The following is a 15,324-nucleotide window of genomic DNA, read 5'->3' as shown; positions in this document are numbered from 1 at the left end:
ACGCGGCCCAGCGAACCGGCCCGATACCCCCCCCCCCCCCCCCCCGGCCCCCCCCCCCCCCGCACACCCCCCCCCCGCCCCCCCCCCCCCCCCCCCCCCCCGGCGCCGCCCCCCCCCCCCCCCCCCCCCCCCCCCCCCCCGCCACTTTGGCGGTGGAAGGACTCCTACAAGCTGGAGACCGTTGTGCCGATGCGGCGCTCGTCCCAGGTTCCGGCGTCGATCATCGGCCTGGCGGCGGCCTCGTACGCCTGAAGGACGCGGGGCGCGGAGTCGGCGCCGTGGCCCCAGACGCTCTCGAAGCGGCCGGCCCACCGGCCGACGCCCTTGAAGTACACGGAGGAACGGCCGCGCTGGTAGTCGGCGTCGCCCTGCTCCTCCTCGACCAGGGCGGCGGCGCTCGCGAACACGACGACGTCCACGGCCTGGTCGGCGCGCAGCCGGTCGCGGACGGCGAGTCCGCAGGTGACGCCGAGGTCGCGGTGCTGGCCGACGAGCGCGAGCAGGGAAGCGGCGAACTCCTGCTTGGCGAGGTCGGCGGCGAAGACGATGAACAGGCGGTCGATGCGCCCGCCGACCTCGGTGAATCGGCGCTGCGCGGCGATGTACTCGCGGCGGCTGGTGAGCAGCGTCGGGTTGGTCGTCAGATCGGCCGCCAGGATGCGCTGCGGCTGGGCCTGGGCCTCGGTGACCGTGTTGACCAGGAGGGTGGACAGGCGCGGGACTTCGGACGCGTACACGCGCAGGTGGCCGTCGGCGATCTCGCCGTAGTCCGAAATGAGTTCTGCTTCGAGTTGAGAGCGGACCCGGTCGTAGTACTGGACATCATCCATGGCCTTGAGGTTAGTCACCCGGCGCAGCTGAATGTAGGTCCTGCGCGTCCAGTAGTGGCCGGAGGCCAGGATGAGGATGAGCACCGCCTGGACGACGAGCAGCACCTTCAGGTTGACCCGGTCCATGGCCCAGCCGACGACGGGGACGGCGAACCCGGCGATGGCCAGGACCGCTTGGAGGGCCGGCGAATTCAGTACGGCGGTGACCCTGCCGAGCGGACTCGGCTGTGCTGTGGACATCTGGTTCCTCCCCCTGGGCGGGCCCCGGGCCGGGCCGCGGGTTTCATGATTCCCGAGGGGCCGGTGCGGCCTCAAGCGATCGGGGGATTCGCCGTGGTCATCGGCCAGTTCGGTGCACTCGGCGGGCAGGGTTTCAGCCGGTGGGGGTGTCGCTCAAGGTGATGTCGTAGTCGATGTTCCACCGGTCGGCTGGGATGACCAGGTCGGCGGTTTCCACCGGACGGTCGTCGCTGTCGAAGTAGGTCCGCTCGATCAGGGTCACGAGGGAGCCGGCGGCCACGCCGAGCTGCTGGGCCTGGTCGCGGTCGGCCTGGATGGGCCGGGTCCGTTCCACGGCTCGGACCACGACGATGCCCAGGTGCGCCATCCGCTCCACAACGCTGCGGCCGGCGAAGGGGCCGCCGTCGGGCAGGACCACGGCGCTCTTGCCGGTGATGGACATCGGCTCCCAGCTGACGCTGCTCATCGCGGGCCGCTGATCCTCATCGAGGAACTCGTACGCGGTGCGTACGCAGTGCTCGCCCGGCTGGATCCCCAGCCGGGCCGCGATGGCGTCGGGGGCGGGGACTTTGGCGGTGCTCTGGGCGTCCCAGGTGGAGATGCCGACGGGGGCGAGCGGGGCGCTGGGGTGGCCGGGCGCCGGGCAGCGCAGCATGCGCAGCCGCTCCTTGGGGGCGCGGACGTAGGTGCCCGCCCCTGGGCGGCCTTCGAGCAGGCCCTCGGTGATGAGGAGTTCCTGGGCGCGCCGGATCACGTTCTCGCCGACCTGGTACGTCTCGCCGAGGAAGTCCCGGGAGGGGAGTCGGGAGCCGACGGGCCATTCGCCCTCGGCGATGAGCCTGCGGAAGGTCTCCGCGACCCCCAGGTACGGGGCTGCGCGCCTCTTGTAGGACATGGTCTCCCTTGCCTGCCGCAGCTGACCGGTGGTCAGCGCGCTCTCCACTCGTACATCCGATTCGTTTGACAATCTAGTCCACTAGCTCAAAACTAGTTGACTAGAAGTGCATCAAGTAACTGACGGATGAGTCGGGGCGAGCGATGGACGAACTCTTAGGCGCCGCTGCGGCCATAGCCGCACTCACCGAACTCACCGGCGAGCCACCCGAAACCGCCGAGCAGGACGGCCTCCTGATCCTCCAGGCCGACTCCTCCCGCGTCCCGGCCGAGCACTGGCACCGCCTCGTCGCGGTCCTCGAAACCGGCACCTCCTACGGCATGACCACCACCGCCGCCGGCGCGAGCGTCGTCTGGCTGCGCATCGAGCTGGGAGAGACAACCCGCCCATGAACATTCCGATCGGCATCCCCTTCGCCAAAGGCCACGGCACCGGCAACGACTTCCTCATCCTCGAGGACCCCGGCGACGCGCTCGACCTCACCCCCGCCGACATCATCCAGCTGTGCGACCGCCGCAGGGGGATAGGAGCCGACGGCGTACTGCGCCTCGTCCGCTGCACCGCCGCCCCGGAAGCCTTCGCCATGGCCGACCGGGCGGAATGGTTCATGGACTACCGCAACGCGGATGGCTCGCTCGGCGCGATGTGCGGCAACGGCGCCCGCGTCCTGGCCCGCTACCTCGCCGCCACCGGACTCCACCAGGGCGGCCCCCTCACCCTCGCCACCCGGGCCGGGGTACGCGAATTGCACGTGCTGGTCGGAGAAGACGCCCACCACGGCGACGTCAGCGTCACCATGGGTATCCCGGCCCTTCCCGGACCGGACCGGATCACCGTCGCCGTCGGCACACGAAGCTGGCCCGCCCTCCACGTCGACGTCGGCAACCCGCACGCCGTGGCCTTCGTAGACGACCTCGACCACGCCGGCACCCTCGACACCGCCCCGGCCGTCACACCGCACAGCGCCTACCCGCACGGCACAACCGTCGAGTTCGTCCGCGACCTCGGCTCCCGCCACCTGGTGCTTCGCGTCCACGAACGCGGCGTCGGCGAGACCCCCTCGTGCGGAACGGGCGCCTGCGCCGCGGTCGCGGCAGCCCTCCACCGCACGCCCCGTCCGGGCGGTCCCGTCCGCTACACCGTCGACGCCCCCGGAGGGCGCCTTCTGGTCGACGTCGCCGCCGACGGGACCATGACACTCACCGGCCCGGCCTATCTCACCGCCCAGGGCACCGTCCGCCTCCACACCTCATGGCCTACGGCCGCCGCGCAGGGCGAAAGGGGACTCCAGAGGCCCGCCTACGGGGCTTCCACACCTGCCCTGCTGGCTCGGGCCAGCCACGGCCTCAGCCGCCTCGTCAGCGGCGAACACGGGCACCAGGACAGGGCGGAGGCAGACCGGTGAAAGGCGACGGACACGAGGCACACCCGTTGATCGGCCGCCTCGTTCGCGACATCGCCTCCGGCACCGAGGGCCGGCTGATGGCCGTAGTCCAAGAAGACCTCCCGACCCACACCGGCACCCCCCGCACGACCCGGCGCGCGTACATCCGCCCCACAGACGGAGGCAGGGAGCTCCCCACTGCCCTCGCCAACATCGAACCCCTCGGCGCATCCTGAGCAGGCTGGCCGTACGAGAGCAAGACACGAAAGCCCCTGGCGACCGCCAGGGGCTTCGTCGTACCTACGGGCCAGACAGGCCGGATCGCCTGCTGACGGCGATTCCTGGTCGGTCATGGGCAAGGCCACTCGTCAGGTGACGGTGGTGGGTGGTGTGGAGGGCTGCCGGAGAGCGATGACATTCGCGTTCGGCCCGGGGCCGCTTCCCGCCTGACGGGCACCTGAGAAGAAAGTTCGGCCGCTGCTCCCGCCTGGCGGGACGTACGGCTGATCGGCCTTTCCTTGCAGGTCAGAGCCGTGTGGCGTGGTCTCCATGATGGATATCGCGATCATTCGAGCCGGTCAGATGTACCGCTACTACCTGCGCCAGGTCGTCGTCGGCGACGGCCGCCGCCCGGCCCGCACGCCGCTGCGCGAGGCACAGGAGCAAGCCGGTGTCCTGGCCGGGCGATGGATGGGCCGCGGCCTGGCCGTGCTCGGACTGACGCCGGGTGAGGAGGTCACCGAGAGCCAGCTGCGGAACCTGTTCGGCGAGCGGGGCCGGCACCCGTACGCGGACCGCATCGAGGCCGAAGAGCTCGCCGCGGGGAAGTCCCCGAAGCAGGCGGTGCGAGCCGGCGCTCTCGGGCGCCGGGTCACGGTCACCGGGTTCGATCTCGTCTTCCGGCCGCAGCCGACGATCTGCCTGCTGTGGGCGCTGGGTGATGACGAGACCCGGCGGGTGATCGAGGCCGCGCACGAGCGGGCGATCGAGCGGGTGCTGGAGTGGATCGAGGACGAGGCGGCGGTGATCCGGTACGGCAAGGACGGCATATACAAGGTCCGGCCGCCCGGCGGTCTGGTCGCCGCCCGCTTCCGCCACTACGAAGCACGCTCCGGGATGCCGCTGCTCCACGACCATCTGCTGCTGTCGGTGAAGGGGCAGCGCCTGGACGGGAAGTGGGGGTCGATCCACTCGGAGGTCCTGTTCGAGAACACGGTCGCCGCGTCCGCGCTCTACAACGAGATCGTGGCCGCTGAGGTCTGTGAGGCGCTGGGACTGGCGACCGAGCCGCGGGTCGTCACGGCCGGGCGCCGCCCCGTCATGGACATCGCGGGCGTGCCCCACGAGCTGATCCGCTGGACCGCCATCCGGGGAGAGCAGATCGCCGCCTGCCTCACCGACCTGGAGCACGAGTACGTCACCGCCGTCGACGACGACGGTGAGCTGAAGTTCCTGCCGGCGGTCTCCGAGCGGGCCCGGGTGGAACTGATGCGGATGGCCGCCCACAAGACCCGCCCGCCCAAGCCGAAGGCCCGCTCCCTCGCGCAGCTGCGCGCCGACTGGAAGCAGAGCGCGATCGACACCTCCAAGGTGGCCGCCGACATCATCGACTCGCTCCTCGAGCGCGCCCGCGCCGCAGCCGTCGCGATCCGGGCCCGGGTCGCCGCCGTGGTCGACGTCGCCCTGGCGGCCGTGGACGTCGCGGCGGTGGTGTTCGTGATGAACGGTGGTGGCCGGTTCCACCGTCGGCACCTGCTCGCCGAAGCCCGCCGTCACCTCGCCCTGGTCCTGCGCGGCCGCCGGCGCGACCCCGGCCTGGACGAGGACATCGTGCGCACCGCGCTCGCGACGTACTGCCTGGACATCAGCGAGCCGAAGACCACACGCGGCCGGCTGGCGGACTACCGGCTTTACACCGCCCGGTGGGCGCTGTCCGATCTCGCCCCCGCCCGGCGCCCACCGACCCCCGTGCCGGACCCGGATCGGCTTCCACCGGCCGACCCGGGCTCCTCCTCCTTGGCCGCGCCCCGGCCGCCCGGCCAGGGCGCGGAGGAGTGGGACATCCCCCGCGTCCCGTTGAGCTACGACCGCGCGGTGCTCGCCGGAGCGGCGGTGCGGGAGAAGTTGCGCACCACCGTCGTGCGGGGCCGGACGTACGATGTCGCCGCACACCAGCAAGCGGCGATGCCCGAGCTCCTGATCGCGGGCCAGGACCCCGGCTCCGACCGCCCGGAGCCACAGGACAAGCCCCGGTCGGCGATCGACCTGGTGGCGCTGCGGGCCCTGAAGGCATCGCGGACAGATGTCGAAGCCCTGGACTTCACCGCCGAGCAGCTGCGCCGCGTGACGGACGCCTTCACGAAGGCCGGCGATGGAGCCCGCACGAGGACGAAGAAATACATCGCCCCCAAGGACGCCCCCGCACCGCACCCGGTGCGCGAGGACGATCAGCGGGTGCACCGCCCTCAGCAGCCGGACCGACATCACGGGCCAGGAGCCGGCCGCTGAGTGCATCCGGTGCGGTGCACTCGATTCGGCCGGTGTCCACCCGACGATGTCGTGCATTCTCCGCATGGATGCTCGAAGTCGTCCCGGAGTGCACGACATCGCGATGACGATGCACGACATCGCCGGGACGATGCCGAGCATCCACCCCGGTGCACCCTGCCGCGTTTCCCCTTGACACAGGCCCGTGTCAAGGGGAAACGCACCGCACCCGGACACCCGGAACACCGCACCGAAGCCACCCGATGCGCGCCACTTCCACCCGTCGGCATCCACGGCGTGCATCGTGCACCGGGTGGAATCCACCGAGTGGATGACATCGGGGAGCGAGTGGACGCCACCGAGTGGACGCCACTCGGTGGAGCTACCGAGTAGACGCCACTCAGTGGAGCTACCGAGTGGATGCGCCCCCACTCGGTACGGCCGGTGTGCGGCTACCGGTGCGTGCCGGTGGTGTGCACCGCGCGGGCGAGTTCCAGGCGCCCGTCGCGTATCACCTCCAGCGCGTGGGCGACATCCTTGGGTTCGGTGATGAAGATTTGGGCGACGAAGTGCGTGATGGAGCGGGCGATGGTCGGCGCCGCGCTGGCGGGGCAGTCGTGGGCCCACATGTGGATCGCCGTCATGAAGAGGACGCCGAGTTGGTCCAGGACGAAGGAGTCGGCGTTGATGTCGTCGACGTCGTCGGGCAGCGCGGTCATCGGGAGGATGAGTTCCTCTGCGATGGCGACCAGCAGGCCGGGGTGGGGGAGGAGCTCGATCGCGAGCCGGTCCACCGCGTCGTCGTCGCCGGCGTCGACCGCCAGTACGTAGTCGAACGCGAGCTGTACCTGTGCCGGGGTCAGCGCGCGGTTGATCGGCATGTTCTCGTGCATCGAAGGCTCCTGTCGTACGGTCACCGTGTGGGCCACGGCGACGTCTCCAACAGGTTGAGCCGCGGGCCTGTGGACAGCGGCCGGAGATTTCTCCCCCCTCCACGGGATGGGGATGGGTCAGGACGCCAGGGGCTTGCCCGGCCTCACCGGCGCTGGGCAAGCCCACGCAAGTTCCTGTGGGCCCCCCTTGGGAGGCCCCTTGGTAACCCCCTTTGGTGCCCGACACCCCGAGTCTGGGGAAATCCCCTGGTCAGGCCCAGAATCGGCGCGAAATCCGCACCGTCACAACCCTCTTCTCTACTCCTGATGTCAGTGGTGGAGGAGATCATCGGGTTCCAGGGGGCCCGGACGCCCTCCGCCAGGCCGGGCGCAGTCGGCAGCCAGCCGGCGACCGGTCGCGAGCAAGGGAGCAGAGCTGATGGCGGGGAAGCGGAAGACCAACCCGGCGGGGTCGACGAACAGTTCCCGCGGCGATGTGTTGCGCGTGCTCGGAGCGCTGAAGGTGGCGACGGCTGATCAGATCCAGCGGATCGGCGCTCCGCACCTGACGTTCCGGCACGCGGACAAGGAGACCCCGTCGAAGCAGAAGCAGGCCCGCACCGCCTCGCACACCGGCGCGCTCTCCGACATGCGCAAGCACGGCCTGTCGGAGAACGGCGGCTCCACCGAGACGGGGGATGTCCTGCGGAACCTGACCGTCAAGGGCCTGGAAGCCGCCTCCTACGAGCTGCAGCGCCCGGTGACGGAGATGGGATCCACCGCACGCGGCGCGGGCTCCAGCGGCGCCTCCCACCCGATGTCCGTCAACGAGACCGTGATCGCGATGCTGCGCCCGAGGCCGAACATGGCCAAGCTCGCCGACGATCCGCCGCACGTCCAGGCCGCCGCCCAGTCCGTCGTCGACTCGCCGCCCGGGATCGGCACGATCGCCTCGTACTGGACCGAGGTCCCGCTGCCCGCCACCGGCACCTGGAACGCACCCGGCAAGGGCGGCGCCCAGGCCGACCTCGTGCTCACCGCACCGCAGGACCAGGTGCCGCTGCTGTTCATCGAGGTCGACAACTGCCACGAGACCGCTGAGGAGCTCGCGGCCAAGCTGGAGAAGTACGCCCGGTTCTTCCGCAGGAAGATGAAGGACACCGACGGCAAGGAGCGCCCGATGTGGCGCACCCGCTGGATGGCCCCCGAGGGCCGGTACGGCGACGCGCCGCATCCGCCCGTGCTGCTGGTGTTCAACCACCTCGGCGAACGCAACCCCCAGCGCACGATCCCGCGCCTGCAAGACCTCACCCGCCACCTGTGGGAGGGAGAGCGGCAGCGCGGTGGCCACCACCTCTACGACCGGCGGATCCCGATCGTCGCGGTCGGGCTGCGCAATCTCCGCGAGTACGGGCCGGCCGGCGCCGTGTTCGCCCGCTTCGGCCGCGATCACCCGCAGTCGCTCCTGGAGGCGATCGGCAACCCGCGCCGTGATGCCGCCGACGCCCGCGAGCAAGACGAGGCCAGGGCCCGTCAGGCGGAGTACAAGGCGCAGGTGCAGCGCGCGGCGCAGGAGAAGGCGGCGGCGAAGGCAGCCGAGCGTGAGGCGCGCCGCCCCGTCTGCACCGGCTGCGGGACGAAGTTCACCGACGAACGCTGGGAGGCGACGCAGGCGACGGACTGGGACACCCCGAAGGACCCCCACCCCGCCCTGTGCGATGCCTGCAAGCAGCGGGCCGTGGCCCCCGGTGGAGGTCACGTGGGCACGCAGGAGCGCCACGAGCCGGCGCCTGGCGGGGCGGAGCGGGACGGCTTCCAGCGTGCTGCCCGCCGCCCTGTCTGCACCGACTGCGGCGCCACGTTCACCGACGAACGGTGGAAGGCGACCGAGCGCGTCGGCTGGGGCGTTCCCCCGGAGCCCCGCCCGTCTCTGTGCGGGGACTGCGACTGGCGGTTCGTCACCGACGTGCAGGAACCCTGGTCGGACGAGCCCCCGCATCGAGAGCAAGAGCAGGAGCAGGCCGTGCCCGCGCAGAAGACCGGCCGCTGGTTCTCGCGCCGCACCTGACCCGGGCAAGCCCTCGCCGACCGCGCGGGCAAGCCCAGGGTGACCCTGGGCAAGCCTTCCGCCGCCCCGTGGGCAAGCCCAAGGCGACCCTGGGCAAGCCCGCGTTGTCGGTGGTGGCTGGGAGGCTGGGACGCATGGACAGGGATGAGGAGTTGCTGCGCGGCCGGGTCTACGGCACCGATCACGACCACCCGGGCCCGCTCCCGCACCGCGACTACGCCGAACTGGTCGGCGGCCCGCTTGATGGGCTGCTGCTGGACATCACCGGCTGGACAGCGGACGAGATCCAGACCGGCGTCGCGCTGATGACCGAGCTCGGGCAGTTCGGCGCCGGCGGCCGCGCTCTGTACGACCCGCGGCCCGGCGAGCGGAACCGCTGGGACTGGTCCGGCGACACACCCTGAGGCTTCGCCAGGTGCTTGTGGCGAGCCGCCTATTGAAGAAGTTATGGCCAATGGTTGGGCGGCGTGGGTGGCACGGAAAATTAGTGATGCATTCCGGTTCACCGGAGTATGTTGATCGGTAATCAATTGCACGTGGGTGAAGCGAGGCGAACATGCAGGACCCTGCGGTTGTTGGTACGCGTCGATCGCGGATCGCGGAGTTTCTCCGACAGCTTGACCCCGACGTCCGCACGGCCCTGCACTTCGACGATGCGGCGATCATCGGTGCAGACCTGCTGATCTCGATGTGCCGGGCCCTCATGGACACAGGCAGCGACCAGCCCTGGCAGGACCGGATGGAGTCCACCTTCGAGGAGTTCGATCTTTCCGACGTGGAAACGGGGCTCGACCACATTCTGGAGCAAATCCAGGACAAGGATATGGCGATATCCTGGCTGAACTCTTTCAAGGGTGTGAATTACCTTGCCTTTGCGCTTCGTCTGCTCGGAGCCGGTGACTTCAGACGGCTCGCGGACGCGGTGAAAGAGGACGGCGCGATCGTAGCTCTGGCCGTGCGACGCGGACTCCGTGGGCTGATGCCGTTCGCCGTGGCCTGGAGCGACGCTGTCGCCAACATGTCGGAGAACCAGCGGAAGGCCGTCTCGAAGACCGACATCATCGGCCTCGAGGTTGTGCAGATGGTCATCAAGGCGGACGAGGCGTTCGGCAAGAAGTTCATCTCCACCCTCCCCATGCAGCTCACAGCCGCCACCGCCGACGACCTCGTCGGCTGGCGGCCCGACGACATGACGGAGATCGTCTCCACCATCCGGCACCGGGTGGCCGATTCCTCGGCGAAGAGGCTGGAGCGTGAAAACTCCCAGCTCGTCAGGAAGATCCGAGGCGCCAAGGACGCCCTGACGCACTCCGAGGACGGCATCTCGCAGGCGGCCAACTCGCTGATCGAGCTGATCGACCGGATCATGCGGGAAGCGTTCAGCAAGGAAGAAGTCATGGCCTGGGTCGAAGCCAACCTGCCGGACGAGCCCGGACTGACTCGAGAAGAGGATGGCAAGATCCTGCTGAACAAGCGGGCAGAGGCCCTGTGCTTCGTTTACCGCGGCGGTCCTACGGCGCGTGAAGCCAACGAGCACGACAACGGCCAAGGACCGACCCTCGTCCACGACGTCCTGGCCCGGGTGATCGTGGCAACCCGCACCAGCCTTCAGAAGTTCAAGCACGAGGACGCTGGAACACAGGAGGAGAAGGACCAGTTGTTCTCTCTGCTCGCCGGCCTGGAGGGAGCGCTCTTGCTGGGCCTCTCCATCAGCCAGATCGGCATCAAACGAGACCAGCTCCTCGACGACCTCGAAGCGTAGAGGCTCCCGATGTCCTCGGCTCTGCGGCGCCGCTCGCCCTGCGCGTACGGCAGACGTCGCTGCAGCCGGTACGGCGACGCACCCTGACCCGCGTACAGCGATGGGCCGCACGGAGACTTCCGTGCGGCCCATCGCTGTCTGTCCCGAAGGCTCACCGGCTCACGCGGATGCGCGGCCCCCACGCGAACTCGAGGTCGGCCAGCAGGACGGCTTCCATCGCCTCGTCCCATCGGCTGCGCAGGAAGAACGGCGCGGTCTCCATCCGCTCCAGGATGACCAGAGTCTCGGGCTGCCCGATCAGCGCGTACCGGCCGTGCGAGGCGGGCCTGCTGCCCGGCCCGTACGCGCGCAGCATCTCCTCCAGGCGAGCGCGGTGCTCCTCCACGAACACCTCCAAGCGCTTGATGTACCCCTCGCGTTCCTCGGGGCGCACCGTGCCCAGCGCGACGTCCAGGAACTCCCCGTTCGGCCAGTGCCGCTCGCCCGGGGCGGCCAGGGCCCACGGGAAGCGTTCCGCCGCCGCCAGGACGTCCCTCGCCTCCAGCGCCGGAGCCGGAGCCGGAGTCGGTTCCGCCACCGGGGCCAGCTCCTGTCCGTAGGCATCCGCGTCGTGCGTCGGTGGCGCGCTCAGCGCGTGCGGGGCGGAGTTCGCCAGCGGCATGTCCAGTGCTTCAAGGTGGGCCATGAGCAGGCGGGCCAGGGTGCGTCCGTGGTCGCTGCCGCGCGGTTGCTGGGGGGTGCTGCCGTCGCCCCGGTCGCCGGGGTAGGCGAGGTGCCAGGGGTGTACGACGGTGCGGTGGAACAAGTCGGTGAGCACCTCGTAGAGGCCGGTCGCTTCGGGGGCGGGTTCGTACGCGCCGGCCACGGCGGCCGCGGCCTGCCCCGTCTCGGCGGCGGCCTGCGAGAGCGCGTCCAGCATGTGCCGTGCGGAATTCGAGGGCGTGTCCTCGAAGACCTCCACGATCCGGTACAGGCCCGCAGGTCCGTGGAGGTTGCCCTCCTTCGCGCGGCGCACCTTCACCGCGGCTTCCTCGACCGAGTCGGCGGTGGCGAGGTTGGTCACCTCCGAGGCGCCGGGGTGCTCCGGCTCGGTGCACCTGGCGAGGACCCGGTAGAGCCCTCGCTGCTCCGGCGGCCGTACGCCGCCCGACGCGGGGTGCCCCTGTCCGCACTCCTCCGGATCGCCCGCAAGTGTGTACCCGCATCCGAATGCCTGCTGGCTCACCAGATTTTGGATCCGCTTCAGCTCCGTCATCCGCACCGCCGCCGTGTGCCGGTCGGCGGGGTCTGCCCCGACCCCGCCGACGGAGATCAGCTCACGCAGCTGCTCGTACGTCAGGCCGGTGACCTCCTGGCGAACCGCCATGCGGATCTTGAAGTCGCTGCGTGCTGTCGTGCCGTCGGTGTTCATGCTGTGTCTCCCTGGTCAGTGCGGGTGCGTTGGGCGGCCCAGTCCGGATCGCGTACGGGCGTCGGTGCCCGCGTATCGGTGGCCGGGGCGTGCATGATGCGCCAGCTGGTGCGCGGCGCGGTGACGACGTGGACCAGGACGACGGCGGCCTGCTGCCCCGCCCTGCCCCGGACCCACGCTCCGGTGAAGCGGACCTGATCGGCCGCCCAGTTGCCCGCTCGCCGCCAGGGGCGCAGGCGTCCGAGCAGATGGCCGGCCGCGAGCGCGGCGGCCGCGGTGACCACAACGCCGGTCATCAGGACCACCGCATCCCGACCTTGGACAGCTGCTCCGTGCGCTCCGGTGTCAGGGCGGCGGCCCGGCGGCGCTGGTTGTCGACCCAAGTCCCGAGTTTCAGCGGGACGTCCCGCTGCGCCTGGTCCCCGCTGCCCCCGCCGACGGCGATCGTCTCGACGTGCTTGCGCGGCACCGTCAGGTGCCCCTCGCGCGCGAAGAACTGCTCAGCGGCGGCGAGGTGCATCGCCCACTTGTCCGCCTGGCTGGTGCGCGGCTTCGGCTTCTCCTCCTCGGTCGCGGGCTCGATGCCGAGGACCTGCTCGCACATCCACTGCTGTACCGCGGTGAGCTGGTCCCACCCGTACCGGACGGAGGTGACCCACCGGCCGAGGTCCTCGCCCTGGCGCACGACCTCGCCCACCGCGGTCGGCAATGCCTGGCCCGCGTCCAGGTGCATCCGGACGAGATGGAAGCAGCGCTGCCACGTCACCGGCCACACCGGGCACCAGGACGGGTCGATCTCCTCCAGCTGCTCGCGCCGCTCCCGCGTCATCGCCCCGGCCGACGACTCCACCGGCAGGCCCTCGGCTCGCCGCTGCTCGATCTCCTGCGCCTTCCGCGCGGCGACCCGGGCGTTCTTCAGCCAGATCCCCACGGGTGCGCCCTGGTAGGCGGCGTCCAGCGGCGCCAGGAGGTGCCCGTGCTCGGCCGCCCACCCGCGCGCGGCGGACAGCCCTTCCTCCCAGGCGACGTCGAAGTGGGACCAGACCATCCCGAGCTTCTCCAGCTGGGCGACGCGCTCTTCGTCCATGTCGCCGCGGCTGTAGAACCGGCGGGCGTCGGCGGTCCACTGCCCGAGCGGGAAGTCTGCGAGAGAGGCCGGCCACCCCGCCTTCTCCGCGTCCTCGGCGGCCGGGACGCGGAACGTGAACGGGACGCGCAGGTCGCCGTGCGCGCGGGCGTAGATGACGGCGGCTTCCACTCCGCGCCGCCAGTGCTCGTGTTCGGGGTTCAGGACCCGCAGGTTGATGAACGCGGCGAGCGCAGCCGGGTCCCGGGGCGTGGAGAACTTCAGCAGGGCCTTGGCGGGACCGCTGACGCCTTCGGAGCCGCTGCCAGTCCCGTTGCCGCTCTTGCCGCTGCCGTCCTCATTGACGGGCTTGTAGCGGCTCGGGGCCTGCTGCTCCGCGAGGGTTTCCACGATCCGCGCGTCGTGCGCGCGGAGTGCTTCGAGGAGCTTGGCGAGCCCGCCGTACGCCCGGCTGGTGAGCATGTTGTCCGCCGTCTCGCCGGGGCCGAGCAGGATCGGCACCACCAGTGAGGCGACCTTGCCCTCGCCGGGCTGCATCCGCAGGGCCCGCCCCACGGCCTGGACGAGGTCGGGCATGGAGCCGCGGACATCCGCCCAGTAGACGGAGTCGCAGTTCTTGGTGTCGACGCCCTCGCCCAGCACCTTCACGGAGCCGAGGTAGCCCTTCTCCACGACGGTGCCGTCCGTGGCGATCCCCTCGGCGAACTCCGCGAGGACGCGGCGCCGGTGGAGCGGCTTGTGCTCACCGCACAGCCAGTCCGCCCAGATCGTCTTCGGGTACAGCTCGCGGTCGCTGGCGTGCAGCTGCTCGGCGACGTCGGGAAGGCCGGCCGCGAACGCTTCGGCCTCCTTCACCACGTGGTGGAAGACCAGCGTCCTGCGGAAGCCCTCCTCCGCCGATGCCTTCACCAGCGCGGTCTGCAGAGCGGCGAGCCGCGCCCCGCGGACCTCGGCCGAGCGGCCCTCGGCGCCCAGGAGCTGCGCGGCCTGGAGCTGGGTGTCGGTGACGTCCACGCAGACGACCTGGTAGGGGGCACAGATGCCCCTGTCGATGGCTTCCGAGAGCGACAAGGTGAAGCACCTGCTGCCGAACGGGCCGTCCGGGTCGTCGTCCATGCTCGCGACCAGCTCGCCCGGCGAGCTGGCCTCGTCCTCGTCTCCGAGCTGCCACATGCGGGGCGTGGCCGTCATGTACAGCCGGCGCAGGGCCGGGATGCGGGTGTTGTCGTGGATGACCGCCCAGGGCTTCCCGATCCGGCCGGAAACGCGGTGGGCCTCGTCCACGACGATGAGGTCCCAAGCCGCCAAGCCCCCGGCGTGCGCCCGCTCCAGCGTGCCCAGCCCGAGGCTCGCGTACGTGGCGTACACGGTGACCTTGTCCAGGCCCCGCGTCCACTCCACCAGCTCGTCCACGTCCGTGGTGTTGGGGAAGGACACCTCCTCGCCCCGCAGCGAGGACACCCCGAGCATCGGGCCCCGGCGGCCGCCCTCGCGCCACGCGGCCTCGGTCTGGGCGAGCAGGTCCAGCGAGGGCACGAGCACCAGCACACGGCCCGCGTGGAGCTCCTCCGCGCTGCGGACCGCGACCCGGGTCTTCCCGGACCCGGTCGCCATGATCACTTGCGTTCGAAGCCCCCGTTCGGGCACAAGTGATCTTGCAGGCAATTCGAGGGCAGCGAGGACCGCGTCAATGGCCTCTCGCTGGGCGGTCTCGCGGTGGTCAGTGCGGCTTGTGGTCGACATATCCGCCTGCTTCCTTCTGGGTGCCATCCGGTCGACCCGAGCGGCGAAGAACGGGAAACTTGCACGTAGATCCGGTGCGAGGTCTACGATTGGACTGGCGCTGATGTCTGGTTGGCTTGCCTCGCCGGAGCGTCAGCGAGGCCGTACAACGGATCTCTATAAGCTTTCGAGCACTCTGAGCCGGTGTGCTCTGAGTCCAGAGTCTATCTCCACACTCAAAAAGACGCACACAGATTGCCGAGATTCCTCCTAGCGTGGCGTGAAGCTGTTAGTCTGGTCTTATTGAAGCCAGGCAAGGCCCCTGATGGCCCCTCAATCCGCCCCTTTCCTCCGGAAGGTCGGCCCCCGTTGCTCCTGCTCCTTACCCGACAACCCGTCACCCCCTCTCCTCTTGCCGCCGCTTGCGCCTCACCCCGGTCCGGCCGGGCGGCTGCCCTACTGCCTGCCTGTTCCACGCCCGCGCGGAGCACGGGCTGTGGCTGGAGCGGAGCGGAGGCCACGGGTCGGCCGGAGGTCGGCCCCCGGGGGGCCGAAGGCGCCCCGGC

12 protein-coding genes are annotated in these 15,324 nt (G+C 70.6%); 6 read left to right on the top strand and 6 right to left on the bottom strand.

Features of this window, described 5'->3' with window-relative positions; all coding sequences use genetic code 11:
- Positions 1-164: 164 nt before the first annotated feature.
- A complete protein-coding gene (locus tag ACGFYY_RS41590) occupies positions 165-1,070 on the bottom strand; it encodes a hypothetical protein (RefSeq protein ID WP_393717743.1) in 906 nt (301 codons plus the stop codon).
- 133 nt (positions 1,071-1,203) lie between these two features.
- On the bottom strand, positions 1,204-1,965 hold the full coding sequence (locus ACGFYY_RS41585; protein ID WP_393717741.1) for a GntR family transcriptional regulator: 762 nt from the start codon (positions 1,963-1,965) through the stop codon (positions 1,204-1,206).
- A gap of 143 nt (positions 1,966-2,108) precedes the next feature.
- Between ACGFYY_RS41585 and ACGFYY_RS41580 the strand changes: the two genes are divergently transcribed.
- From ACGFYY_RS41580 to mobF, 3 genes are all read left to right on the top strand, one after another.
- Complete coding sequence (locus ACGFYY_RS41580; RefSeq protein ID WP_393717739.1) at positions 2,109-2,357, top strand: hypothetical protein; 249 nt, start codon at positions 2,109-2,111, stop codon at positions 2,355-2,357.
- The gene (gene dapF / locus ACGFYY_RS41575; protein ID WP_393717737.1) at positions 2,354-3,370 is read left to right on the top strand and encodes a diaminopimelate epimerase; all 1,017 of its coding nucleotides are present in this window, start codon (positions 2,354-2,356) and stop codon (positions 3,368-3,370) included. The genes ACGFYY_RS41580 and dapF overlap by 4 nt, the downstream gene beginning before the upstream one ends.
- A 528-nt stretch (positions 3,371-3,898) precedes the next feature.
- Positions 3,899-5,857 (top strand): MobF family relaxase, encoded by a 1,959-nt coding sequence (mobF, locus tag ACGFYY_RS41570; protein ID WP_393717735.1) that lies wholly within the window; start codon positions 3,899-3,901, stop codon positions 5,855-5,857.
- Positions 5,858-6,288: 431 nt separating this feature from the next.
- Here the strand turns inward: mobF and ACGFYY_RS41565 are convergent, their stop codons facing one another.
- Positions 6,289-6,729, bottom strand: a complete 441-nt coding sequence (locus ACGFYY_RS41565; RefSeq protein WP_393717733.1) for a hypothetical protein — start codon at positions 6,727-6,729, stop codon at positions 6,289-6,291.
- Between the two features lie 418 nt (positions 6,730-7,147).
- On the opposite strand from ACGFYY_RS41565, the gene ACGFYY_RS41560 reads away from it, so the two are divergent.
- The 3 genes from ACGFYY_RS41560 to ACGFYY_RS41550 all read left to right on the top strand — a co-directional run bounded on the left by ACGFYY_RS41560 (position 7,148) and on the right by ACGFYY_RS41550 (position 10,538).
- Positions 7,148-8,776, top strand: a complete 1,629-nt coding sequence (locus ACGFYY_RS41560; protein WP_393717731.1) for a replication-relaxation family protein — start codon at positions 7,148-7,150, stop codon at positions 8,774-8,776.
- Between the two features lie 134 nt (positions 8,777-8,910).
- Positions 8,911-9,180: a hypothetical protein gene (locus ACGFYY_RS41555; protein ID WP_329169458.1), complete on the top strand. Its 270-nt coding sequence runs from the start codon at positions 8,911-8,913 to the stop codon at positions 9,178-9,180.
- 152 nt (positions 9,181-9,332) lie between these two features.
- Complete coding sequence (locus tag ACGFYY_RS41550; RefSeq protein WP_393717729.1) at positions 9,333-10,538, top strand: hypothetical protein; 1,206 nt, start codon at positions 9,333-9,335, stop codon at positions 10,536-10,538.
- 151 nt (positions 10,539-10,689) lie between these two features.
- On the opposite strand, the gene ACGFYY_RS41545 is transcribed toward ACGFYY_RS41550, so the two are convergent.
- Genes ACGFYY_RS41545 through ACGFYY_RS41535 form a run of 3 tightly spaced genes read right to left on the bottom strand, consistent with a single transcriptional unit; the run spans position 10,690 to position 14,779 of the window.
- A complete protein-coding gene (locus ACGFYY_RS41545) occupies positions 10,690-11,949 on the bottom strand; it encodes a hypothetical protein (RefSeq protein WP_393717727.1) in 1,260 nt (419 codons plus the stop codon).
- Positions 11,946-12,245, bottom strand: a complete 300-nt coding sequence (locus tag ACGFYY_RS41540) for a hypothetical protein (protein WP_393717725.1) — start codon at positions 12,243-12,245, stop codon at positions 11,946-11,948. Before ACGFYY_RS41540 ends, ACGFYY_RS41545 begins: the two co-directional genes overlap by 4 nt.
- Positions 12,245-14,779 (bottom strand): Helicase associated domain protein, encoded by a 2,535-nt coding sequence (locus tag ACGFYY_RS41535; protein WP_393717723.1) that lies wholly within the window; start codon positions 14,777-14,779, stop codon positions 12,245-12,247. The genes ACGFYY_RS41540 and ACGFYY_RS41535 overlap by 1 nt, the downstream gene beginning before the upstream one ends.
- Between the last annotated feature and the right edge of the window lie 545 nt (positions 14,780-15,324).

Origin of the sequence: Streptomyces sp. NPDC048331 (genome assembly GCF_043201215.1) — a bacterium.
Classification (GTDB): Bacteria; Actinomycetota; Actinomycetes; order Streptomycetales; family Streptomycetaceae; genus Streptomyces.
The sequence above is the reverse complement of the archived record's forward strand: the minus strand, read 5'-3'. Positions and strand labels throughout refer to the sequence as shown.

Excerpts from the sequence above, each read along its gene's own strand:
- mobF (WP_393717735.1), top strand. The coding sequence starts at position 3,899 with ATGATGGATATCGCGATCATTCGAGCCGGTCAGATGTACCGCTACTAC.
- ACGFYY_RS41550 (WP_393717729.1), top strand. The coding sequence starts at position 9,333 with ATGCAGGACCCTGCGGTTGTTGGTACGCGTCGATCGCGGATCGCGGAG.
- ACGFYY_RS41580 (WP_393717739.1), top strand. The coding sequence starts at position 2,109 with ATGGACGAACTCTTAGGCGCCGCTGCGGCCATAGCCGCACTCACCGAA.
- ACGFYY_RS41560 (WP_393717731.1), top strand. The coding sequence starts at position 7,148 with ATGGCGGGGAAGCGGAAGACCAACCCGGCGGGGTCGACGAACAGTTCC.
- ACGFYY_RS41565 (WP_393717733.1), bottom strand. The coding sequence starts at position 6,729 with ATGCACGAGAACATGCCGATCAACCGCGCGCTGACCCCGGCACAGGTA.
- ACGFYY_RS41590 (WP_393717743.1), bottom strand. The coding sequence starts at position 1,070 with ATGTCCACAGCACAGCCGAGTCCGCTCGGCAGGGTCACCGCCGTACTG.
- dapF (WP_393717737.1), top strand. The coding sequence starts at position 2,354 with ATGAACATTCCGATCGGCATCCCCTTCGCCAAAGGCCACGGCACCGGC.
- ACGFYY_RS41545 (WP_393717727.1), bottom strand. The coding sequence starts at position 11,949 with ATGAACACCGACGGCACGACAGCACGCAGCGACTTCAAGATCCGCATG.
- ACGFYY_RS41585 (WP_393717741.1), bottom strand. The coding sequence starts at position 1,965 with ATGTCCTACAAGAGGCGCGCAGCCCCGTACCTGGGGGTCGCGGAGACC.
- ACGFYY_RS41555 (WP_329169458.1), top strand. The coding sequence starts at position 8,911 with ATGGACAGGGATGAGGAGTTGCTGCGCGGCCGGGTCTACGGCACCGAT.
- ACGFYY_RS41540 (WP_393717725.1), bottom strand. The coding sequence starts at position 12,245 with ATGACCGGCGTTGTGGTCACCGCGGCCGCCGCGCTCGCGGCCGGCCAT.
- ACGFYY_RS41535 (WP_393717723.1), bottom strand. The coding sequence starts at position 14,779 with ATGTCGACCACAAGCCGCACTGACCACCGCGAGACCGCCCAGCGAGAG.